Annotated in this window: 19 protein-coding genes and 3 pseudogenes; 12 read left to right on the top strand and 10 right to left on the bottom strand. The window is 62.8% G+C overall.

Annotation, left to right across the window (positions count from 1 at the left end; genetic code table 11):
- Positions 1–119: 119 nt before the first annotated feature.
- Positions 120–494: a Co2+/Mg2+ efflux facilitator ApaG/CorD gene (gene apaG / locus BVER_RS22330; protein WP_050455140.1), complete on the bottom strand. Its 375-nt coding sequence runs from the start codon at positions 492–494 to the stop codon at positions 120–122.
- A gap of 257 nt (positions 495–751) precedes the next feature.
- Here apaG and rpe point away from each other — a divergent pair, with 257 nt between their 5' ends.
- The 8 genes from rpe (at position 752) to BVER_RS22290 (ending at position 7,891) form a co-directional block, all read left to right on the top strand.
- The gene (gene rpe, locus BVER_RS22325; RefSeq protein WP_050455139.1) at positions 752–1,441 is read left to right on the top strand and encodes a ribulose-phosphate 3-epimerase; all 690 of its coding nucleotides are present in this window, start codon (positions 752–754) and stop codon (positions 1,439–1,441) included.
- Positions 1,438–2,178, top strand: coding sequence for a phosphoglycolate phosphatase (locus BVER_RS22320; RefSeq protein WP_050455138.1), 741 nt, complete (start codon positions 1,438–1,440; stop codon positions 2,176–2,178). The genes rpe and BVER_RS22320 overlap by 4 nt, the downstream gene beginning before the upstream one ends.
- Positions 2,179–2,541: 363 nt before the next feature.
- A complete protein-coding gene (trpE, locus tag BVER_RS22315; protein ID WP_050455137.1) occupies positions 2,542–4,038 on the top strand; it encodes an anthranilate synthase component I in 1,497 nt (498 codons plus the stop codon).
- A gap of 12 nt (positions 4,039–4,050) precedes the next feature.
- Positions 4,051–4,635 (top strand): aminodeoxychorismate/anthranilate synthase component II, encoded by a 585-nt coding sequence (locus BVER_RS22310; protein WP_050455136.1) that lies wholly within the window; start codon positions 4,051–4,053, stop codon positions 4,633–4,635.
- Positions 4,636–4,640: 5 nt separating this feature from the next.
- Positions 4,641–5,675: an anthranilate phosphoribosyltransferase gene (gene trpD / locus BVER_RS22305; protein ID WP_050455146.1), complete on the top strand. Its 1,035-nt coding sequence runs from the start codon at positions 4,641–4,643 to the stop codon at positions 5,673–5,675.
- A gap of 11 nt (positions 5,676–5,686) precedes the next feature.
- Positions 5,687–6,472: an indole-3-glycerol phosphate synthase TrpC gene (gene trpC, locus BVER_RS22300; protein ID WP_050455135.1), complete on the top strand. Its 786-nt coding sequence runs from the start codon at positions 5,687–5,689 to the stop codon at positions 6,470–6,472.
- Between the two features lie 7 nt (positions 6,473–6,479).
- A complete protein-coding gene (locus BVER_RS22295) occupies positions 6,480–7,118 on the top strand; it encodes a CYTH domain-containing protein (protein WP_050455134.1) in 639 nt (212 codons plus the stop codon).
- Complete coding sequence (locus BVER_RS22290) at positions 7,115–7,891, top strand: uracil-DNA glycosylase (protein ID WP_050455133.1); 777 nt, start codon at positions 7,115–7,117, stop codon at positions 7,889–7,891. The genes BVER_RS22295 and BVER_RS22290 overlap by 4 nt, the downstream gene beginning before the upstream one ends.
- Before the next feature lie 59 nt (positions 7,892–7,950).
- On the opposite strand, the pseudogene BVER_RS22285 reads toward BVER_RS22290, so the two are convergent.
- The 4 genes and pseudogenes from BVER_RS22285 to BVER_RS22270 form a co-directional block, all read right to left on the bottom strand.
- Positions 7,951–8,548 (bottom strand): annotated as a pseudogene (locus BVER_RS22285) (FMN-dependent NADH-azoreductase).
- Positions 8,549–8,701: 153 nt separating this feature from the next.
- The gene (locus BVER_RS22280; protein WP_050455132.1) at positions 8,702–10,501 is read right to left on the bottom strand and encodes a M61 family metallopeptidase; all 1,800 of its coding nucleotides are present in this window, start codon (positions 10,499–10,501) and stop codon (positions 8,702–8,704) included.
- A 118-nt stretch (positions 10,502–10,619) separates the two neighbouring features.
- Complete coding sequence (locus BVER_RS22275; RefSeq protein ID WP_050455131.1) at positions 10,620–11,351, bottom strand: DsbC family protein; 732 nt, start codon at positions 11,349–11,351, stop codon at positions 10,620–10,622.
- Between the two features lie 123 nt (positions 11,352–11,474).
- On the bottom strand, positions 11,475–12,647 hold the full coding sequence (locus BVER_RS22270) for a UbiH/UbiF family hydroxylase (protein ID WP_050455130.1): 1,173 nt from the start codon (positions 12,645–12,647) through the stop codon (positions 11,475–11,477).
- A gap of 216 nt (positions 12,648–12,863) precedes the next feature.
- Here BVER_RS22270 and ychF point away from each other — a divergent pair, with 216 nt between their 5' ends.
- From ychF to ettA, 3 genes and pseudogenes are all read left to right on the top strand, one after another.
- Positions 12,864–13,958 (top strand): redox-regulated ATPase YchF, encoded by a 1,095-nt coding sequence (ychF, locus tag BVER_RS22265; protein ID WP_050455129.1) that lies wholly within the window; start codon positions 12,864–12,866, stop codon positions 13,956–13,958.
- 134 nt (positions 13,959–14,092) lie between these two features.
- Positions 14,093–14,385, top strand: a pseudogene (locus BVER_RS30490) (DUF3761 domain-containing protein).
- A 184-nt stretch (positions 14,386–14,569) separates the two neighbouring features.
- Positions 14,570–16,237 (top strand): energy-dependent translational throttle protein EttA, encoded by a 1,668-nt coding sequence (gene ettA / locus BVER_RS22260; RefSeq protein ID WP_050455145.1) that lies wholly within the window; start codon positions 14,570–14,572, stop codon positions 16,235–16,237.
- Between the two features lie 112 nt (positions 16,238–16,349).
- On the opposite strand, the gene BVER_RS34380 is transcribed toward ettA, so the two are convergent.
- Positions 16,350–16,553: a hypothetical protein gene (locus tag BVER_RS34380; RefSeq protein WP_232316713.1), complete on the bottom strand. Its 204-nt coding sequence runs from the start codon at positions 16,551–16,553 to the stop codon at positions 16,350–16,352.
- Between BVER_RS34380 and BVER_RS22255 the strand changes: the two are divergent.
- A pseudogene (locus tag BVER_RS22255) lies at positions 16,482–17,505 on the top strand (DUF748 domain-containing protein). The gene BVER_RS34380 and the pseudogene BVER_RS22255 overlap by 72 nt on opposite strands.
- Before the next feature lie 24 nt (positions 17,506–17,529).
- Here the strand turns inward: BVER_RS22255 and BVER_RS22250 are convergent.
- The 4 genes from BVER_RS22250 to BVER_RS31805 all read right to left on the bottom strand — a co-directional run bounded on the left by BVER_RS22250 (position 17,530) and on the right by BVER_RS31805 (position 20,741).
- Complete coding sequence (locus BVER_RS22250; protein ID WP_050455128.1) at positions 17,530–18,153, bottom strand: HAD family hydrolase; 624 nt, start codon at positions 18,151–18,153, stop codon at positions 17,530–17,532.
- A complete protein-coding gene (locus BVER_RS22245) occupies positions 18,150–18,566 on the bottom strand; it encodes an isochorismatase family protein (protein WP_370444273.1) in 417 nt (138 codons plus the stop codon). Before BVER_RS22245 ends, BVER_RS22250 begins: the two co-directional genes overlap by 4 nt.
- 125 nt (positions 18,567–18,691) lie before the next feature.
- Positions 18,692–20,506 (bottom strand): aminopeptidase P family protein, encoded by a 1,815-nt coding sequence (locus BVER_RS22240; protein WP_050455127.1) that lies wholly within the window; start codon positions 20,504–20,506, stop codon positions 18,692–18,694.
- 64 nt (positions 20,507–20,570) lie between these two features.
- Complete coding sequence (locus BVER_RS31805; RefSeq protein WP_157056170.1) at positions 20,571–20,741, bottom strand: hypothetical protein; 171 nt, start codon at positions 20,739–20,741, stop codon at positions 20,571–20,573.
- Positions 20,742–21,134 lie beyond the last annotated feature (393 nt).

Here is a 21,134-nt window from a genome sequence, read left to right as displayed (position 1 = left end):
GGCGCTCGTGGCGCTCGGCCTGTTGATTTTCATCGTCGTGTGGACCGCGTCGGGCAAAAAGAAGCACCAAAACCGCGCGAGCCGTCCGGACGACGCGACCGGGCGTCGCTGATTCACGCTCAATGCAGCGTGCGCGGCATATGCAGCGCGAATTCCGCGACCGGCGCCTCGAAGCGCTCGCCGTCCTCGGCCACGCAGAAATACTCGCCGCGCATGGTGCCGACCGGCGTCGCGATCACCGCCCAACTGGTGTATTCGAACTGCTCGCCCGGCGGAATGAGCGGCTGATGCCCGACGACACCCAGCCCCTTCACTTCCTGCACCTTGCCGTCGCTGTCCGTGATGATCCAGTGACGCGAGATCAACTGCGCCGCGACCTGTCCGGTATTGCGGATGGTCAGCGTGTAAGCGAACGCATACTGGCGAGCGTCCGGGTCCGACTGGTCGGATAGGTAGCGCGTGTCGACCGACACGCTGAATTCGTACTGGCTCATCTTTATTCCATTGCAAGTCGTGGCTGATCCGCGCCTTGACGGCACGCGGGTGTGCCGCTACTGGTGACGCATTCTGCTTCATGCGGCTTTGACTCGCAATACGAAAACCGTCCGGTGATCGCGTACCGCAAGCCGCCCCGCCGCCGTGTCCGAGCTTTGGCCTACGCCGTTTGGCCGAATCACGCCCGAAATAATCGCGGGTTAAAATCGAGGCTTCAAATCAAAGGCCGATCCCCGGCCGCTACCCGCATACGTTCATGGCGCAATTTCATATCGCTCCCAGCATTCTGTCCGCCGATTTCGCCCGCCTCGGCGAAGAAGTCCGCAACGTCGTCGCGGCCGGCGCGGACTGGATCCACTTCGACGTCATGGACAACCATTACGTGCCAAACCTCACGATGGGCCCGATGATCTGCGAGGCGATCCGCCCGCACGTCGATGTGCCGATCGACGTGCATCTGATGGTCCGCCCGGTCGATCGCATCGTGCCCGACTTCGCAAAGGCCGGAGCCAATGTGATCAGCTTTCACCCGGAAGGTTCGGATCATATCGACCGCACGCTGTCCCTGATTCGCGATCACGGCTGCAAGGCCGGCCTCGTGTTCAATCCGGCGACGTCGCTGAACTACCTCGATCACGTGATGGACAAGGTCGATCTCGTGCTGATCATGTCGGTGAATCCGGGCTTCGGCGGGCAGTCGTTCATTCCCGAGGCGCTCAACAAGGTGCGCGAGGCGCGCACGCGCGTCGACGCTTACCGCGAGCGCACGGGCCGCGCGATCCACGTCGAAGTGGACGGCGGCGTGAAAGTCGACAATATCCGCGAAATCGCGGCGGCCGGCGCGGATACCTTCGTCGCGGGCTCGGCGATCTTCGGCAAGCACGATTACAAGCAGGTTATCGACGAAATGCGCGCCGAGCTGGCGAAATCGGGAGTGAAGGAATGAGTGACATCGCGGCGACGCAAACGCCTTTCGTGAACCGTCCGATCCGGGCGGCCATCATCGATCTCGACGGGACGATGGTCGACACCGCGGACGATTTCGTCGCCGCGCTCAACGCAATGCTCGCGCGCATCGGCATCGAGAATCAGGTAACGCGCGCGGAAATGGTCGATTACGTCGGCAAGGGCTCGGAGAATCTGATCGGCAGCGTGCTGGCCGTGCGGATGCCGCATACGCAAGCCGTCGCGCAGTTCGACGACGCACTCGCCATCTACCAGAGCGAGTACGCGAAGTTCAACGGCCGCCATTCGACGCTCTTCCCCGAAGTAAAGGAAGGCCTCGACGCCATGCGCGATCTGGGCATTCCGCTCGCGTGCGTGACCAACAAGCCGCATCGCTTCGCGGTGGAATTGCTCGGGCACTTCGGTATCGCGGATTACTTCAAGGTGATCCTCGGCGGCGATTCGCTGCCGCTGAAGAAGCCCGATCCGCTGCCGATGCTCACCGCGTGCGAGCGTCTGGACGTCGAACCGCGCGAAGCGGTTGCCGTCGGCGACTCGGAAAACGACGCGCTGGCAGGCCGCGCGGCGGGCCTCGCGACGCTCACGGTGCCCTACGGCTACAACCACGGAAAACCGGTGCAGTCGGTGAAATCCGATGGTATAGTTTCCTCGCTGCGCACCGCAGCATCGGCGGTTGCAGCCACTTTGGCGCCGCCGGACACCACTCTGACTGAATAAGTCCATCATCATGTTTCTCAACAGAAAACGGAGTCTGAGCAGCATCGACCGGGGAGCCTGGCCCTGGCGTCGCTGGTCGCGCTAACCTCGCCCGAGGTTCGCTGAGGCACATCTGGTTTCACGCTTCAGCATCCGTTTTTTGTTTCGCTGCGCATCTCCGCGCCGATTCCGTCTAATCGCATGACTCCGAGCCTCGCTGCGCGCGCCGCATTCGCGAGCGAGACTCACAAGCCTCACCGCTTCGCCTGTCGGGAAGCGGCGGGGACTTCGTGTGCGATCATGACGGGATCCGAGCGCCCGCAGCGCCTCGCTTTTCCCGATGCCACATTTCCCTGACCGTGTGCGTCGCTCAAGGATCGCAACATGTCCGAACTCGAATTCCAATCGCTCGCGAACGAAGGCTTCAATCGCATTCCGCTGATCGCCGAAGCGCTGGCCGACCTCGAAACACCGCTTTCCCTCTATCTCAAACTCGCGCAGAGCGAACGCAACGGCGCGAACTCCTTCCTGCTGGAGTCCGTCGTGGGCGGCGAGCGTTTCGGCCGCTATTCGTTCATCGGCCTGCCCGCGCGCACGGTTCTTACCGTGCAGAACGGCAAGTCGGAGGCGCGCACGGACGGCAATATCACCGACACGGACGATGGCGATCCGCTGACGTTCATCGAGAATTTCCAGAAGCGCTTCAAGGTGGCGACGCGTCCCGGTCTGCCGCGCTTTTGCGGCGGCCTCGCGGGTTACTTCGGTTATGACGCGGTGCGCTATATCGAGAAGAAGCTCGCCGATACCGCGCCGCCCGACGATCTCGGCCTGCCCGACATCCAACTGCTGCTGACGGAAGAAGTCGCGGTCATCGACAATCTGGCGGGCAAGCTCTATCTGATCGTCTACGCCGATCCGACCAAGCCCGAAGCATATGCCAAGGCGAAGCACCGGCTGCGTGAACTGCGCGCGCGTCTGCGTGTGACGGTGCAGCCGCCGGTCACGTCGGCGAGCGTGCGGACCGAAACATATCGCGAGTTCAAGAAAGACGACTATCTGAACGCGGTGCGCCGCGCGAAGGAATACATCGCGGCGGGCGAGCTGATGCAGGTGCAGGTCGGCCAGCGCCTGATCAAGCCGTTCCGCGACAACCCGCTGTCGCTGTATCGCGCGCTGCGGTCGCTGAATCCGTCGCCGTACATGTACTACTACAACTTCGGCGGCGACGTTCATGTGGTCGGCGCATCGCCGGAAATTCTCGTGCGTCAGGAAAAGCGCGCCGAAGATCGCATCGTGACGATCCGACCGCTGGCGGGCACGCGTCCGCGCGGCAACACGCCCGAGCGCGATGCCGACCTCGCCACCGAACTCCTGAACGATCCGAAGGAAATCGCCGAACACGTGATGCTGATCGACCTCGCGCGCAACGACGTCGGCCGCATCGCGCAGACCGGTTCGGTCGATGTCACGGACCAGATGATCATCGAAAAGTACTCGCATGTTCAGCACATCGTGAGTTCGGTCGAAGGGAAACTAAAGCCCGGCATGAGCAATTTCGACGTGCTGCGCGCGACCTTCCCGGCGGGAACGCTGTCCGGCGCGCCGAAAGTCCGCGCGATGGAACTGATCGACGAACTCGAACCGGTGAAGCGCGGTTTGTACGGCGGCGCGGTCGGCTATCTGTCGTTTAGCGGCGAAATGGATCTGGCCATCGCGATTCGCACGGGCTTGATTCACAAGGGCAATCTCTATGTGCAGGCGGCAGCGGGCGTAGTCGCGGATTCGGTGCCCGAGTCCGAATGGCAAGAGACTGAAAACAAGGCGCGCGCCGTGTTGCGTGCCGCCGAGCAAGTGCAAGACGGCCTCGACAGCGACTTCTGAGGAGAAACGACCATGCTGCTGATGATCGACAACTACGATTCCTTCACTTACAACCTGGTCCAGTACTTCGGCGAACTCGGCGAGGACGTGCAGACGTATCGCAACGACGAAATCACGCTCGATCAAATCGCGAAGCTCAATCCCGCGCGCATCTGTTTGTCGCCGGGACCGAGCAATCCGCAGCACGCGGGCATCACGCTCGACGTATTGCGCGAATTCTCCGGCAAGCTGCCGATTCTCGGCGTCTGCCTCGGCCATCAGGCGATCGGCGAAGCGTTCGGCGGACGTGTCGTGCGCGCGCAAACCATCATGCACGGCAAGGTCAGTCAGATCGAAACGGACTGTCAGGGCGTGTTCTCCGATCTGCCGAAACACTTCAACGTAACGCGCTATCACTCGCTGGCAATCGAACGCGAGTCTTTGCCGGACTGTCTGGAAGTATCCGCGTGGACGCCGGACGGCGAAATCATGGGTGTGCGTCACCGTGAACTGGAAGTGGAAGGTGTGCAGTTCCATCCCGAATCGATTCTTTCCGAGCACGGCCACGCGCTGCTGGAAAACTTCGTGAAGCATTCCTCGACCGGCAAACGAGCGTGACGAACATGACCATCACCGCACAGGAAGCGCTTCAGCGCACCATCGAGCATCGCGAAATCTTTCACGACGAAATGCTGCATCTGATGCGCACGATCATGCGCGGCGAGATGTCGCCCGTGATGGCCGCCGCGATCATCACCGGCTTGCGCGTGAAGAAGGAAACCATCGGCGAAATCGCGGCCGCGGCCACCGTGATGCGCGAATTCGCCAATCACGTCGAAGTGCCGGACAACTCGAATTTCGTCGATATCGTCGGCACCGGCGGCGACGGCTCGCACACTTTCAACATTTCCACCGCGTCGATGTTCGTCACGGCGGCGGCGGGCGCGAAGGTCGCGAAGCACGGCAATCGCGGCGTGTCGAGCAAGTCGGGCAGCGCGGACGTGCTCGAAGCGCTCGGCGTGAATATCGATCTGTCGCCGGAACAAGTGGCCGCGTCGATTGCCGAAACCAGCATGGGCTTCATGTTCGCGCCGAATCATCATCCGGCGATGAAGAATATCGCGCCCGTGCGCCGCGAGCTCGGCGTGCGCACCATCTTCAATATTCTCGGGCCGCTGACGAATCCCGCCGGCGCGCCGAATCAGCTTCAGGGTGTGTTCCACGAAGACCTCGTCGGCATTCAGGTCCGCGTGATGCAGCGTCTCGGCGCGAAGCACGTGCTCGTCGTGTACGGAAAGGACGGCATGAATGAGGTGTCGCTGGGCGCGGCGACCAAGGTCGGCGAACTGAAGAACGGCGAAGTTACCGAGTACGAGATTCATCCCGAGGACTTCGGCTTGCAAATGGTCTCGAACCGCTCGCTTAAGGTGCAGGACGCGCAGGAATCGAAGACGATGCTGCTTGGCGCGCTGAACAACAAGGCGGGTGTCGCGCGCGAGATCGTCACAATGAACGCGGGCACGGCGCTTTATGCTGCGGATATCGTGGATTCGATCGAAGCCGGCATGGCCGCCGCGCGCGAGGCAATCGAAAGCGGCGCGGCACGCGAGAAAGTCGACGCGCTCGTCACATTCACGCAGCAGTTCGCAAAGAAATAACGGAAGCCATCATGAGTGACATTCTGGATCGCATCATCGCGGTCAAGCGTGAGGAAATCCGCGCGGCCCAACAAATCGCGCCGCTCGAAGAGCTGAAGCTGCAAGCCGGTTCGCGCGATCTGCGCGATTTCGTCGGCGCATTGCGCGCGAAGCACGCGGACGGCAAGGCGGCCGTGATCGCCGAAGTGAAGAAAGCGAGTCCGTCGAAAGGCGTGTTGCGCGAAAACTTCGTGCCAGCGGATATCGCCAAATCGTATGAACAAGGCGGCACGGCGTGTCTCTCCGTGCTGACCGACGAGCAGTTCTTCAAGGGCAGCGTCGCGTATCTTCAGGAAGCGCGCGCCGCGTGCAGCCTGCCGGTGCTGCGCAAGGACTTCATCATCGATCCGTATCAGATCATGGAAGCGCGCGCGATGGGCGCGGACTGCATTCTGCTGATCGCCGCCGCGCTCGAACTTTCGCAGATGCAGGACCTCGAAGCCTACGCGCACTCGCTCGGCCTCGCGGTGCTGGTCGAAGTTCATGATGCCGACGAATTGCGCGACGCGCTCACGCTGAAAACGCCGCTGATGGGCATCAACAATCGCAATCTGCGCACGTTTCAGACGAGCATCGACACGACCATCGGCATGCTGGAGATGGTGCCGGGCGATCGCATCGTCGTGACGGAATCGGGCATTCTGTCGCGCGTGGATGTCGAGCGGCTGCGTGCGATGCATGTGGACACTTTCCTCGTCGGCGAAGCATTCATGCGCGCGGACGATCCCGGCGCGGAACTCGCGCGAATGTTCTTCTGATAAGCCAATGGGAATCGAGAGAGAACTCAAGCTGGCGCTCGCGCCTTCGCAGCACGACGACATAGCGCGCTTCTTCGACGAACGCACCGGCGCAGGCAAGCCGATCGCGCTCGCCAACGTCTATTTCGATACGCCGGATTGCGCGCTCGCGAAAGCGAAGTCCGCGCTGCGCCTGCGCCGCACGCCGGAGCAATGGCTGCAGACGTACAAGACGCTCGGCAAGTCCGTCGCGGGTTTGAGCAATCGTCAGGAATGGGAGCTGCCGGTCAAGGGCGAGGCGCTGGAAATCGACGCGCTGATCGAAGCCTGCGACGACGAAGCCGCGCGCGACGCGCTGCAACACGCCGCGCCCGAACTGATCGCGCTGTTCAAGACCGATTTCAAGCGCATCGTGTGGGACATGGAGCGCGAGGGATCGCAGATCGAAATGGCGCTGGATCGCGGCAAGATCATCGCCGATGTCGACGGCGAAACGCGTCACGCGGAAATCAGCGAACTGGAACTGAAATCGGGCGATGTCGGCGCGTTGTCGATGCTGTCGGCGGAAATGCGCGGCGCGTTTCCCGAGCTGACGCCCGAAGATTTGAGCAAGGCGGAGCGCGGTTATCTGCTGCGCACGCGCGGCGAAGACGACGACGAAGCATGAGCCGCCAGCCTTCCCTTTTCGACAGCGCACCATCGCAAGACGCCGGATACACCACGCTCGAAAGCCAGTTCGACGCCCTCCCCGCCGACTGGCGCAGGCATCTGAAGCCGTTCCTCGACAGTCCGCGTTACGACACGCTGTGCGCCTTCGTCGATGCGGAGCGCGCGTCGGGCAAAACCGTCTATCCCGCCGATGTATTCCGCGCGCTGCGGCTCACCAGTCCCGGCGACGTGAAGGTCGTGATTCTCGGGCAAGACCCGTATCACGGCGAAGACAAAGGCTTGCCGCAAGCGCACGGCCTCGCGTTTTCGGTGCCCGCGCCGGTGCGGCCGCCGCCGTCGCTGAAGAACATCTTCAAGGAAATCAACGCGAGTCTGGGCTTCGCGCCGCCGTCGCACGGATGTCTCGATTCGTGGGCGAAGCAAGGCGTGCTGTTGCTCAACACGTCGCTGACCGTCGAACGCGATAAAGCCGGCAGCCACGCCAAGCGCGGCTGGGAACAGTGCACGGATACGCTCATCCACGAAATGGCGATGCGTCACGACGGGCTCGTCTTCATGCTGTGGGGATCGCACGCGCAGGCCAAGCGCGCGTTGATCGACGACACGAAGAAAGCGCATTGCGTACTGGAATCGGCGCATCCGTCGCCGCTGTCGGCGTATCGCGGATTCTTCGGCTGCGGGCATTTCGTGCTCGCCAACGACTATCTGACGAAGCACGGACGCGAGCCGATCGACTGGCGCTTGCCGTCCGAAGCGCAACTTCTCGCGTAAAACGCAAAAAAGGCCCAGCAATAAACTGGGCCTTTTTCGTATCGAACAGCGAAAACCGCTTACGCCGCAGCGATCGCCTCACGCGCCGATGCCAGCGCCGCGCTTGCCGCGTCCTGGCCCATGTTCAGGCCTTCCGCGTAGATGAAGTTCACGTCGGTCATGCCGAGGAAGCCGAGGAACGTCGTCAAAAACGGCGTCTGCGAATCGTTCGGCGTGCCCGCGTACTTGCCGCCACGCGCGGACACGACGTACACCTTCTTGCCCTTCACCAGACCTTCCGGGCCGGTCGCGGTGTAGCGGAACGTGATGCCCGCACGCGAAATCCAGTACGAAGTACGCCTTCAGTTGCGACGAAATGCCGAAGTTGTACAGCGGCGCTGCAATCACGACGATATCCGCCGCTTGCAGTTCGTTGATGAGCGCTTCGCTCTTCGCGTTGATGGCCGCTTGTTCGGCCGTACGCTGATCGGCAGGCGTGAAGAACGCGCCGAGCGTCGCGTCGTCGAGGTGCGACAGGTTGTCGGCGAGCAGATTGCGAACGACCACGTTCGCGCCGGGATTCGCTTGTTGCAGCTTTGCGGTGAGTTCGTCGGCGAGCAGCGTCGACTGAGCGCCTTGCGAACGGGCGGCCGAATTGATCTGGAGAATCGTCGTCATGATGGCTTCCTAATCCGTATTTGGGTTCGGGCGCCGGTGGCGCTCAGGTTAGGAAGCATTCTTCGTTTTTCGGCCGACGAGAAAAAGCCGTTTGGTCGTGACGGATCGTTGCATCAATAGAACAATCCGCCACACTTCCGTCTCGCGCGGAACTCAGCCTTTCAGCCAGCGTTCGCGCCATTGCTTCGACGGGCCGCGTCCGTCGATGGCCGTCAGCAGATAACGCGAGACATCCGGGCCGTCGAGTTTTACCTCCGTGCGACGCAATTCGTCGCGCCGGAACGAATGCACTTCGATCTTCGCGCCCGGCAGATAGCGCAACAGCAGACTGTCGAGATTCGCACCCGTGACGCGCAGGCCATCGACGGCGATCAGCACGTCGCCGGCCGACAAACCCGCTTTCTGCGCGGCGCTGCCTTCGTGCACGACCGCCAGCGTGCAATCCGCGCCACCGCGCACGCGCACGCCGAGCGACGGCTTGCCCGCCGTGCCGCTGGTCGGCAGATCGGGCGCGAGCGCGATACCGAACGGCTCGAACAGCGCGTCCAGCGGCAGATCGCGCGTGCCGCGCACGCCGTCGCGGAACAGCGCGCGCAGATCGGCGCCGGTCGCCTCGGCGAATAGCGCTTCGACGTCTTCTTCCAGAATGCCGCGCGGCTTGCCCTTGTAGAATTCGCGGCCGTAGCGCTGCCACAAAAGGCGCATCACGTCGTCGAGCGATTTGCGGTTGTCGGTCTGCGCGCGGATCGACAGATCGAACGCCAACGCGACCAACGAGCCTTTCTGGTAATAGCTGACGATCGCATTGGCCGCGTTTTCGTCGGCGCGATAGTACTTCACCCAGGCATCGAACGAACTCTGCGCGACGGATTGTTTAAGCCGCCCGCTGCCGCGCAGCACGCCGCCGATGGTCTTTCCGAGCATGTTGAAGTAATCGCCCGCGCCGATCAGCCCGCTGCGCACGAGAATCAGATCGTCGTAATAGGACGTGAAGCCTTCGAACAGCCACAGCAGCGTCGTGTAATTTTCCTGCGACAGATCGTACGGCGCGAACGCGGCAGGCTTGATGCGCTTGACGTTCCACGTATGGAAATACTCGTAGCTGCACAAACCGAGATACGTCCGATAGCCTTCCGTCATATCCGGCCGGCCCTGCACCGGCAGATCGCCGCGATTGCAGATCAGCGACGTCGACGCGCGATGCTCCAGCCCGCCGTAGCCATCGCTGACGGCGACGGTCACGAAGACGTAGCGGTCCATCGGCGCTTTTTTCGTGCGCGGTTCGAACAGCGCGATCTGCGCTTCGCAAATGCGCTTCAGGTCCGTCGCGAACCGGTTCATGTCGAGATTGACGACGCGCCCCGAAATCACGATGTCGTGCTTCACGCCATGCGCGGTGAAACTGCCGAGCGCGAATTCGCCGATCGTGACGGGATGATCCGCGAGTTCGTCGTAGTTCGCCGCCTCATATGCGCCGAATCCGTAGCGCTTCGTGCCGCGCGCTTCGTCGAGCGCGGTCGCCACGCGCCAGTTGCGATACGCGCCGCCCTGCGGCGGTTCGATATCGACGATGCACGGCGCCGCCGATTGCCCTTCCACCGCCAGAAACACGCTCGTCGCGTTGAAGAAACCGATCGTGTCGTCAAGATGCGCGGCGCGTACCGACATGTCCCATGCATAGACTTCGTAGCGCAGCGTGATCGGGCCGTCGATCGGCGCGGCCTGCCACGCGTGCTTGTCGATCTTCTCGATGGCGACCTTGCGCCCCGCCGCGTTGAACGCCTGCAAGGTGACGATATTGCGGGCGAATTCGCGAATCATGTAGCTGCCGGGAATCAACACCGGCAGCATGAAACGCTGCCCGGCCGGATCCGGCTCGGCGACCGTGAGCGACACCTCGAACAGATGCGCAGCCGGATTCTTCGGAACGATGCTGTAGCGCACTGGTTGCATGGATGGAGTCATCGCGTTGTCCTTTGTTCTTTTGCCGGGCGCTTTCCACGCGTTCGAAAAGCGGCCCCAAAAACTGCGAGAGGCGCATTGCGCGCCTCCAGTCGTCGAATCGATGCGCTCAGTGAGCGGCCGACAGTTCCTTTTCCAGCCGGTCGGCCGGCACCGCGCCCGGCAGACGTCGCCCGTCGGCGAGGAAGACCGTCGGCGTGCCGGTAACGTTCATCGAACGGCCGAGCTTCAGGTTCTTGTCGAGCACGGCGGTGTCGCAGGTGCCGGCGGTGGTCGGCGCCTTGTGATCGAGCATCCAGCTTTCCCACGTCGTGCCGCGATCCTTCGAGCACCAGATCGACTTGGACTTGGCCGTGGAATCCGGCGACAAAACCGGATACAGGAAGGTGTAGACCGTCACGTTGTCGATCGACTTGAGCGTGCTTTCGAGCTGTTTGCAGTACGGGCAGTTCGGATCCGAGAACACGGCGATCTTGCGCTTGCCGTTGCCCTTCACCACTTTCACGGCGTCGTCGAACGGCAGCTTGGCGAAGTCGATCTTGTTGGTCTCCGACAGCCGCGCCTCCGTCAGATTCTTGCTGGTGCGCGTGTCGACCATATCGCCGATGAACACGTAATTGCCGCTCGCGTCGCTGTAGACGATCTGCGAGCCGAGGTTCACTTCGTAGAGACCGGGAATCGGCGTCTTGTCGATGCTCTTGATGGTCGCGTCGCCCATGCGCGATTCGAGCGTCGATTTCAGTTTGTCGGTGGTTTGATCGGCCTGCGCCGAGCAGCCCAGACCGAGCGTCACCGCGAGCGCGGTGATCGAGGCAAGACCGAAGCGGAAAGTGCGTTTCATGTGAGGTCCTGTGGATCGCGTAGCCTGGCGCATGCGCCGCGCCCGCGCAATATCAACTGTCTGTTTCGATGTCCGATTGAGGCATCGCCGAAGCCGCACTGGCGCGCCACTGTTCTTGTCGATTCAACCTAACGCGGCCGAAATCAGCCAGCGCTTCACGAGCGGCTGCGCGCCGACGAACGCCATGCCGACGTTGCGCACCGCGCGCGCGATCGTGCCCGGCACGGCGAACAGCCGCTGCAGACCATCGGTCGCGAGCATGAGTTTCTGGATGTCCTCGCGGCGCGCACGCTCGTAACGGCGCAGCAGGATGACATCGCCGAGATCGCGAAAACCTTCCTTGTTGGCGATGACATCCGCGAGCGTCGCGACATCGCGCAAACCGAGATTCATGCCTTGTCCGGCGAGCGGATGAATCAGATGCGCGGCATCGCCGACCAGCGCGACGCGCGGCGCGATCAGCTTGTCCACCGTTTGTAGCGCGAGCGGAAAGCCTTGCGCGGGCGTCACGCATTCGAGCGTGCCAAGCATGTTTTGCGTCGCCTGTTCGACTTGCGCCGCCAGCTGCGCGGGATCGAGCGCGAGCAATTCGTCCGCGTGCTCGGTACGCGCCGACCAGACCAGCGACACGTGATCGTTCGGCAGCGGCAACAGCGCGATGATTTCCGTGTCCCGGAACCATTGATACGCCGTCTCGCCGTGAGCCTTTTCCGCCTTGAAATTGGCGACGACGCCGGTCTGACGATAATCGCGCCGATCGACCTTCGCGCCCATCTGCGCGCGCACCCAGGAATGCGCGCCATCCGCGCCGACGATCAGATCCGCCTGCAGCGTTTCGCCGCTCGACAGCGCGACGTACGCGGCGTCGTCATCGACGGTCATGCCCTGCGCGCGCGATTCGAACCACGACAGGCTCGGCTGAAAACGCAGCGCGGCATCGAGCGATTGCTCGATCAGCGTTGATTCGACGATCCACGCGAGTTGCGGCACGGACGCCTGAAACGCGGAAAAATGCAGCTCGGCGAAGGCATCGCCGAACACGCGCATATCGAGGACCGGACCGAGCCGCGAGCGGTCGAGCGCCTGCCAGACGCGCAGGCGTTCCAGCAGATCCTGCGAACTCGACGACAGCGCGTAGATGCGCGAATCGAAGGCCGCGCCCGGCGGCAGACCGGCGGCACGCGGCGCGAGCAACGCCACGCGCAACCCGGACTGCGCGTGCGCGAGCGCCGCCGTCTTGCCGACGAGCCCGCCGCCGACGACGATCGCGTGAAAGGTCAAGGAATGCGAAGTCATCCGGGCATTATAGCCGTGGGGTACGAACGGGTTTGGTGCGGCGGGCGCGTGGCAGACGCCGCGTGGGACTACGGCAGAACCGGCGGCGGTACAATGGTCGTTTGTCCGGCCGCAGATCGCGGCCTCAGCGCTGGCGAGCGTTTCGACTCGCCGCCCGGCGCGCATCGTTGACGAAACCCGCGCGGCCCGCGCCGTCTCACCAGTTCGAAGGATCCCATGAGCCTCCAATGCGGCATCGTCGGCTTGCCCAACGTCGGCAAGTCCACTCTTTTCAATGCGTTAACCAAGGCGGGCATTGCCGCCGAGAACTATCCGTTCTGCACCATCAAGCCGAATGTCGGCGTGGTCGAAGTGCCCGACGCGCGTCTGCAGGCGCTCGCCGAGATCGTGAAGCCGGAGCGCATCCTGCCGGCAGTCGTCGAATTCGTCGATATCGCGGGTCTGGTCGCGGGCGCGTCGAAGGGCGAAGGGCTGGGCAACCAGTTCCTCGCCAATATCCGCGAGACGGATGCGATCACCCACGTCGTGCGCTGCTTCCAGGACGAGAACGTGATTCACGTCGCGGGCAAGATCGATCCGCTGGCGGATATCGAAGTCATCAACACGGAACTCGCGCTGGCCGATCTGGCCACGGTCGAAAAAGCGCTGACGCGTTATTCGAAGGCGGCGAAATCGGGCAACGACAAGGAAGCGGCGAAGCTCGTCGCGGTGCTCGAAAAGGTCCGCGCGCAACTGGATCAGGCGAAGCCGGCGCGCGCGCTGTCGTTCTCGGACGATGAGCAATTGCTGCTCAAGCCGTTCTGCCTGATCACCTCGAAGCCGACGATGTACGTGGCAAACGTCAAGGACGACGGCTTCGAGAACAACCCGTTCCTGGATGCGGTCCGCAAGCACGCGGAAGCGGAAAACGCGCCGGTCGTCGCGGTGTGCGCGGCGATCGAAGCGGAAATCGCCGATCTCGACGATGCCGACAAGATCGAATTCCTCGCCGACATGGGCATGAACGAGCCGGGTCTGAATCGCGTGATTCGCGCGGGGTTCAAGCTGCTGGGTCTGCAGACGTACTTCACGGCGGGCGTGAAGGAAGTTCGCGCGTGGACGATTCATATCAGCGATACGGCGCCTCAGGCCGCCGGCGCGATTCACACGGATTTCGAGCGCGGGTTCATTCGCGCCCAGACCATCGCGTTCGATGACTACGTGCAGTTCAAGGGCGAACAAGGCGCGAAGGAAGCCGGGAAGATGCGCGCGGAAGGGAAGGAATACGTCGTGCATGACGGGGATGTGATGAATTTCTTGTTCAACGTCTGAGGCGAACGACACGCCATCTCAAAGTCGGATTAATCGGCTTGAATCGAAAAGCGGAGTGCCTCATAAAAAGGCCTCCGCTTTTTTCATGTGCGGACGAGGCGACAAACGAATAGAATAACGAAAGAGAGCACGCAATGAAGAGATTTCGGCCGATCGCCCTGCTTGCGCTGATCGCGGCGTTCACGGCATCCACACCCGTCTACGCATACCAGAGCTACGGGTATCAATCCCAACCCGACGAATCCGACCTCGACAACCACGGCCACTACGTCAACCGCGACGGCAACACGGTCCACTCGCCCGCGCATTCGCGATCAGGCGCGATCCCGCAAGGCGCGACCGCCCAATGCCGCGACGGCTCGTACAGTTCAGCCAGCATCACAGCGGAACCTGCTCGCGCCACGGCGGCGTGTCGCGATGGGAATGACCTGCCGCCGCATCCTCGCCCAGCGCCCGAAGTACAATGCCAGTTGATCCTGCCCGCGCCCACGCGGCGCGCGGGAAGCGCGAGTCTCTCCGAGCCGCGCCGGCAAATTCCGTCGAACGCCGAATCACGCGCCGTCCGCGCACGGCATTCGCATCGTTATCTCTTCATCACAGACATCATCCAAATGGCCCAATACGTCTTCACCATGAACCGCGTCGGCAAGATCGTTCCGCCGAAGCGTCAGATCCTGAAAGACATCTCCCTTTCATTCTTCCCCGGCGCGAAGATCGGCCTGCTCGGGCTGAACGGTTCGGGCAAGTCGACGCTTATCCGCATCATGGCGGGCGTGGATAAGGACATCGAAGGCGAAGCCACGCCGATGCCGAATCTGAACATCGGTTATCTGCCGCAGGAGCCGCAGCTCGATCCAAAGCGGACCGTGCGTCAGGCCGTCGAGGAAGGTCTCGGCGATGTCTTCCAGGCGCAAAAGAAGCTCGACGAAATCTACGCCGCCTACGCCGAACCGGACGCCGACTTCGACGCGCTCGCCGCCGAACAGGCGAAGTACGAAGCCATCCTCGCGACGAGCGACGGCGGCAGTCCCGAGCAGCAACTCGAAGTCGCCGCCGATGCGCTGCGTCTGCCCGCGTGGGACGCGACTATCGAGCACCTTTCGGGCGGCGAAAAGCGCCGCGTCGCGCTGTGCAAGCTGTTGCTGCAAAAGCCCGACATGCTGCTGCTCGACGAGCCGACCAACCACCTCGACGCGGAATCCGTCGAATGGCTCGAACAGTTCCTGACGCGCTATCCGGGCACCGTCGTCGCGGTGACGCACGATCGATACTTCCTCGATAACGCCGCCGAATGGATTCTCGAACTCGACCGCGGCCACGGCATTCCGTGGAAGGGCAACTATTCGAGCTGGCTCGACCAGAAGGAAGATCGCCTGAAGCAGGAAGAAGCCAGCGAATCGGCGCGTCAAAAGGCGATCAAGAAGGAACTCGAATGGGTGCGCCAGAACCCGAAGGGCCGTCAGGCCAAGTCGAAGGCGCGTATCGCCCGCTTCGAGGAGCTCAACAGCCAGGAATACCAGAAGCGCAACGAAACGCAGGAAATCTTCATCCCGGTCGGCGATCGTCTGGGTAATGAAGTCATCGAGTTTATGAATGTCAGCAAGGCTTATGGCGACCGTCTGCTGATCGACAACCTGAGCATGAAGATTCCGGCGGGCGCGATCGTCGGCATCATCGGGCCGAACGGCGCGGGTAAGTCCACGCTGTTCCGCATGCTAACGGGCAAGGAGCAGCCGGATTCGGGCGAAATCGTCAAGGGACCGACGGTCAATCTCGCCTATGTCGATCAGAGCCGCGACGCGCTCGCGGGCGACAAGACCGTGTTCGAGGAAATCTCCGGCGGCGCGGATGTGCTCACCGTCGGCAAGTACGAAACGCCGTCGCGCGCGTATATCGGCCGCTTCAACTTCAAGGGCAGCGATCAGCAGAAGCTTGTCGGCAATCTGTCGGGCGGCGAGCGCGGACGTCTGCATCTGGCGAAGACGCTGATCGCGGGCGGCAACGTGCTGCTGCTCGACGAACCGTCGAACGATCTCGACGTCGAAACGCTGCGCGCGCTCGAAGACGCGCTGCTCGAATTCGCCGGCTCCGTGATGGTGATTTCGCACGATCGCTGGTTCCTGGACCGGATCGCGACGCACATCATCGCGTTCGAAGGCGATTCGCATGTCGAGTTCTTCGACGGCAACTATCAGGAATACGAGGCCGACAAGCGCAAGCGTCTGGACGAGGAAGCCGCCAAGCCGAAGCGTCTGCGCTACAAGCCGATCACGCGCTAATCGTCAGACAAAATATGCGCGCCTATGCGGGCGCGCGCACCGACAAAAAGCACAAAAGCGGCGACCGTGTGATGCTGGTCGCCGCTTTCTTTTTTGCGGCACCCTTCACACATCACAATGCCCAAGAACGGAGACTCTTCAGATGGCGGCATCGAGCGCGCGACGGGGCGCGCTGTGGGTATTCGGGATCGTCGTGGCGCTGGTCGTCGTCGCAGCGGGCGGCTGGCTGTTCGTCGTGCATCAGATGAAAGAGCGCATCGTCGAGACGCTCGAGCCGAACGGCTCCGTCGAGGATATCGACGTCGGCTTCGGTCATGTCACGCTTGTCGCGCGTGCGAATTCGCGGCCCGCAAGGCTGGCCCGCCAGCGACGCGATGCGCGCCGAACGCGTGCTGCTCGATCTCGACATGCGTTCGATCCTGCGTCGGCCGCTGCATCTGCGCAGCGTGAGCGTCGACAACTACTATCTCGCGATCGTCCGTTCTGCCGATGGCCGCATGCGCATCCTGCCCGGCCTGCGCGAAACCGCGAGCACCGCCGACGCGGTTCCGAATACCAAGCAAACCGATCACGCGCAGGAAGAGAAGCTTATCGATCACGTCTCGTTCGAACGCGGTTCGATGGAGTTCTTCGACGAAACAGTGCAGATGCCGCCGTATCGCGTGCTGATCAGCGACACGCGCGCGACCATCGATCATCTGCATCTGCCCGCGTTGAACGATCGCACCGATCTGTCGATGTCCGGCTCGATCAAAGGTCCGTCGCACACGGGCGCGGTGACATGGGGCGGCTGGATGGTGATCGCCAGCAAGGATTCGCAGACGCGCGCGACGCTGCGCGGCGTCGATATCGCCACGCTCGATCCGTATCTGCTGAAAAAGGCCGGCGCGAAGGCGGCGGTGACGGGCGGCACCATCGACATGAACGTCGATGCCACCGTGAAGGACTATCGCATTCACGCGCCGGGCACGCTGACGCTGAATCATTTGACGATCGGCGACAGCGGGAATGGCGCGGACACGTTTCTGTCGATTCCGACGAAGCTTGCCATCGCCGCGCTGAAGGATCGCAAGCAGCAGATCAAGCTCGACTTCACGCTCGACGGCGATCTGCGCGATCCGAAGTTCTCTCTGTCCGAAAGTCTGTCGAAGAAGCTCGCAGCCGGTTTCGCGAAGGCGCTCGGCGTGAGCGCGGAAGGCGTGGCGAAAGGCGCGGGCGATACGGTGCGGGGAATCGGCAACGCGCTGAAAAACCTGCTCGGTCAGTAGCGCGTCGCCTCGCTCGAACGCGGGTCAGATCGGCACGTTCAGCGTGCGCAGCTTGGTTTCGGTTTCCATCGCGCCGATGTAGTTAACGCCGTGCCAGCCGAGCAACGTGGCGGTTTCGGCGTTCTTCACGTTGTCGTCGATAAAGACCAGCTCGGACGGCTGGATATCCGGCAAGTGCTTGCGGATTTCGTCGAGCATCAGCGCGAAAATCTTCGGATCGGGCTTCACCATGCCGACGCGCCCCGACACGATCACCTCGCGAAACTGCCGCAGCACGTCGAAGCGCTCCCACGCATACGGAAACGTCTCCGCCGACCAGTTCGTCAGCCCGAACAGCGGCATGCCGACGGCCTTCAGACGATCGACCAGCGCGACGCCCTCTTCCAGCACGCCCGACACCATTTCCGGCCAGCGCGCGTAGAACGCGCGGATCAGCGCCTCGTGCTCCGGATACAGCGCGATCAGTTCGGCCGTGCCTTCCTCGATGGTCTGCCCGCCGTCCTGCTGCACGACCCAATCCATCCGGCACACATTGTCGAGAAACCAGCGGCGCTCGGTTTCGTCCGGAATCAGTTGCTTGTAGAGATACTCGCGATCCCAGTCGATCAACACGCCGCCGAAATCGAATACAACTGCTTTGATGGTCATGCGAACTCCGTTCGTTGGATGTCCGATCCGCTCAGCAACTTCACGCCTTTGCCGGACATCGACGAATGCGTCCAGACGAAGTTCTGGTGTTCGACAATTTTCGCGGCATCGAGATGCGGTTTGTCCTGAGTCGTATGAAGGTCCAACGCGACGATGGTGCGCAAGCCGAGCAATTCGGCGCGGCGCGCGGTCGCGTTCACGCAGAATTCGGTGGCGTAACCGCACAGCACGACGCTGTCCACGCCCGCCTCGCGCAGCCGCTCGATGAGCGGCGTGCCTTGAAACGAATCGCCCACCGTCTTGTAGATGGATTCGTCGCCGGCTTCGCGGACCAGCGTCGGCGGCAGTTGCCACGCGTCGCTGTGGCGCGCGAGCGGGCCGTTGGCGTCGCTCTCGTGCTGAACGATGAACACCGGCGCGCGGCGGCGCTCAATTGATTGATGCCGTCGATGACTTCCGCCCCGCGATACGCGGGTTTCGCGCCGCTGAAGAACATCGCCTGCACGTCGATGACGATCAAAGCGGTTTTAGCCATCGTTCAGATCGCCTTGGTGCGTGCTTCGAGCCAGGCTTTCGCATCGCCGGAAACATGCGGCGACACGCGCGTGCGCACCGTCTCGTGATACGCGTTGAGCCACGCGCGTTCGTCGTCGCGCAGCAGCGAAACGTCGATGCAGCGCGTGTCGATCGGGCACAGCGTCAGCGTTTCGAACGAGAGGAAATCGCCGAATTCGGTCTTGCCCGCCGCCTGATTCATCACCAGATTTTCGATGCGGATGCCCCACTTGCCCGGCCGGTAGATGCCCGGTTCGATCGACGTGATCATGCCTTCTTCCATCGCCGTCCACGACTCGGCGGGCGCGTAGTGCGAGATCACTTGCGGGCCTTCGTGCACGTTCAGGAAGTAGCCGACGCCGTGGCCCGTGCCGTGTCCGTAATCCGCGCCGACTTCCCAGATCGGCGCGCGGGCGGTCGAATCGAGCATCGGCGAACGGATGCCGCGCGGAAAGCGCGCCCGCGACAGCGCCATCGTGCCCTTCAGCACGACGGTGAAATCGCGCTTGTGCTCGGCGGTGATCTCGCCGACCGGCACCACGCGCGTGATATCGGTCGTGCCACTCAAATACTGACCGCCGGAGTCGATCAGCAGCAGCCCGTTGCCTTCGATCACCGAATGCGATTCGTCGGTGGCGCGGTAATGCGGCATGGCGCCGTTCGCGTTGAAACCGGCGATCGTACCGAAACTCAGCGTGACGAAGCCCGGCCGACGCGCACGCGCCGCCGTCAGCTTCTCGTCGATGGTCAGTTCCGTGATGCGTTCGCCGCTCGCGAGCGCGCTTTCGAACCACGCGAAAAATTCCGCGAGCGCCGCGCCGTCCTGCTCCATCGTCGCGCGGATATGCTCGGCTTCCGCCGCCGTCTTGCGCGACTTGGCGAAGGTCGACGGATTCACCGCCTCGACGATTTTCACCGTCGACGGCACTTGCTCCAGCAAGCCGTGCGTGATGCGGCGCGGGTCGATCAGGAGCGTCGCGCCCGACGCGAGCGCGGCCAGCGCTTTCGGCGCATCGGCGTAAGCGGCGACGCGCACGCCGTCTTTCGCGAGCGATGCCTTCAGCGCCTCGGGCATCTTGCCGTCGCCGACGAAGATCGTCGCATCGTCCGGACCGATCAGCGCGTGCGCGACGAACACCGGGTTGTAACTCACGTCGCCGCCGCGCAGATTGAAGATCCACGCGAGATCGTCGAGCGTGGAGACGAAGTGCCATTGCGCGCCCTTTGCGCGCATCGCCTCGCGAATCTGCGCGAGCTTGTCCGCGCGCGCGACGCTCGCGTGCGGCGCGGCGTGTTCGTAGACGGGCGCATCCGGCAAATCGGGACGCGCGGGCCACACGGCATCGAGCAGATCGACGTCCGTACGCAGCACGATGCCGCGCGCGCTCAGCGCATCGGACAGCGCGCGGGCCGCCGCCACGCCGAGCACCGCGCCATCGACCACGACGACGCCGTTCGCCGGCACATGCTCGGCCAGCCAGTCGACGTGCGGCGCGGTCTGCTGGCCGCCCATCATCTTCATCAACTGGACGCCGGTGCCGGGGAGTTGCGCTTCGGCCTGCGTCCAGTAACGGCTGTCGACCCACACGCCCGCGAAATCCGCCGTCACGACCAGCGTGCCGACCGAGCCCGTGAAGCCCGACAGCCATTGCCGTCCCTGCCAGTGCTCCGGCAAGTATTCCGACAGATGCGGATCGACGGAGGGAATCAGCACGGCGGCGAAACCGTCGCGGGCCATCTGGCCGCGCAGCGATTCGATGCGTCGGGCGGCGTCGGGAATTGCGATGTGATCGTTCATGAAGTCACCTGCTCAAGAGCCAGATGCGCGGCGCGCAATTCGGCGCACGTCGAAGAATGAAGGGCTAGCGGCGTCCGCCCAGCGCGACGATCGTCGCGAGGATGCCGGCGGCGATCGCCGTCCAGATTCGGCCGGCCGCGCCACGCCCGACGCGCCCCGCCCGCCGCAGCGGATGCAGCCACCAGCCCGCGGCGCCGATCACCGCGCCGAGCATGATCAGTCCGAGCCAGCCCATTAGCGGCGCGGCTCCACGGAAAAGATTGAGGCGGTTCGTTCGACGGTCATGGTTTCGATTCGAGTCAGCGGAAAAGACGCGGCGCGCGGGATGCAGCGGCTGAGTTTAGGGGGACGGATTGGCGATGGCAAGCATGGGTTATTCGACCCGAACGTATTAATCGGATTCGCGCGCGGTATTTATGCGAATAGGCTTAGAAATGCAATTACTCGACGGTGCTAGGATTTAAGCCAAACTCAGAAGCCAAACTCAACGGCACAATCCTGGTATTTAGTCGGCCCTTCAGAATTAGTCGAAGTCAAGGGTGGCAAGGGGCCGCCGGAAGATCGTGTTTCCCAGAACTCCCAGAAGCAATATTGATCTGAATGGTTTCCTGGGAGTTTGGAACTTCGC

Source organism: Candidatus Burkholderia verschuerenii, from assembly GCF_001189365.1.
Classification (GTDB): Bacteria; Pseudomonadota; Gammaproteobacteria; order Burkholderiales; family Burkholderiaceae; genus Caballeronia; species Caballeronia verschuerenii.
This window is presented reverse-complemented; position numbering and strand designations above follow the sequence as displayed.

Bases quoted from the DNA above. Each gene is read 5' to 3' on its own strand.
- BVER_RS22240 (WP_050455127.1), bottom strand. From the start codon at position 20,506: ATGAACGATCACATCGCAATTCCCGACGCCGCCCGACGCATCGAATCG.
- BVER_RS22275 (WP_050455131.1), bottom strand. From the start codon at position 11,351: ATGAAACGCACTTTCCGCTTCGGTCTTGCCTCGATCACCGCGCTCGCG.
- ychF (WP_050455129.1), top strand. From the start codon at position 12,864: ATGAGCCTCCAATGCGGCATCGTCGGCTTGCCCAACGTCGGCAAGTCC.
- BVER_RS22250 (WP_050455128.1), bottom strand. From the start codon at position 18,153: ATGACCATCAAAGCAGTTGTATTCGATTTCGGCGGCGTGTTGATCGAC.
- BVER_RS22320 (WP_050455138.1), top strand. From the start codon at position 1,438: ATGAGTGACATCGCGGCGACGCAAACGCCTTTCGTGAACCGTCCGATC.
- BVER_RS22280 (WP_050455132.1), bottom strand. From the start codon at position 10,501: ATGCAACCAGTGCGCTACAGCATCGTTCCGAAGAATCCGGCTGCGCAT.
- ettA (WP_050455145.1), top strand. From the start codon at position 14,570: ATGGCCCAATACGTCTTCACCATGAACCGCGTCGGCAAGATCGTTCCG.
- BVER_RS22295 (WP_050455134.1), top strand. From the start codon at position 6,480: ATGGGAATCGAGAGAGAACTCAAGCTGGCGCTCGCGCCTTCGCAGCAC.
- BVER_RS22310 (WP_050455136.1), top strand. From the start codon at position 4,051: ATGCTGCTGATGATCGACAACTACGATTCCTTCACTTACAACCTGGTC.
- trpC (WP_050455135.1), top strand. From the start codon at position 5,687: ATGAGTGACATTCTGGATCGCATCATCGCGGTCAAGCGTGAGGAAATC.
- BVER_RS31805 (WP_157056170.1), bottom strand. From the start codon at position 20,741: ATGGGCTGGCTCGGACTGATCATGCTCGGCGCGGTGATCGGCGCCGCG.
- rpe (WP_050455139.1), top strand. From the start codon at position 752: ATGGCGCAATTTCATATCGCTCCCAGCATTCTGTCCGCCGATTTCGCC.
- trpD (WP_050455146.1), top strand. From the start codon at position 4,641: ATGACCATCACCGCACAGGAAGCGCTTCAGCGCACCATCGAGCATCGC.
- BVER_RS22270 (WP_050455130.1), bottom strand. From the start codon at position 12,647: ATGACTTCGCATTCCTTGACCTTTCACGCGATCGTCGTCGGCGGCGGG.
- BVER_RS22290 (WP_050455133.1), top strand. From the start codon at position 7,115: ATGAGCCGCCAGCCTTCCCTTTTCGACAGCGCACCATCGCAAGACGCC.
- trpE (WP_050455137.1), top strand. From the start codon at position 2,542: ATGTCCGAACTCGAATTCCAATCGCTCGCGAACGAAGGCTTCAATCGC.
- apaG (WP_050455140.1), bottom strand. From the start codon at position 494: ATGAGCCAGTACGAATTCAGCGTGTCGGTCGACACGCGCTACCTATCC.
- BVER_RS34380 (WP_232316713.1), bottom strand. From the start codon at position 16,553: ATGACCGAAGCCGACGTCGATATCCTCGACGGAGCCGTTCGGCTCGAG.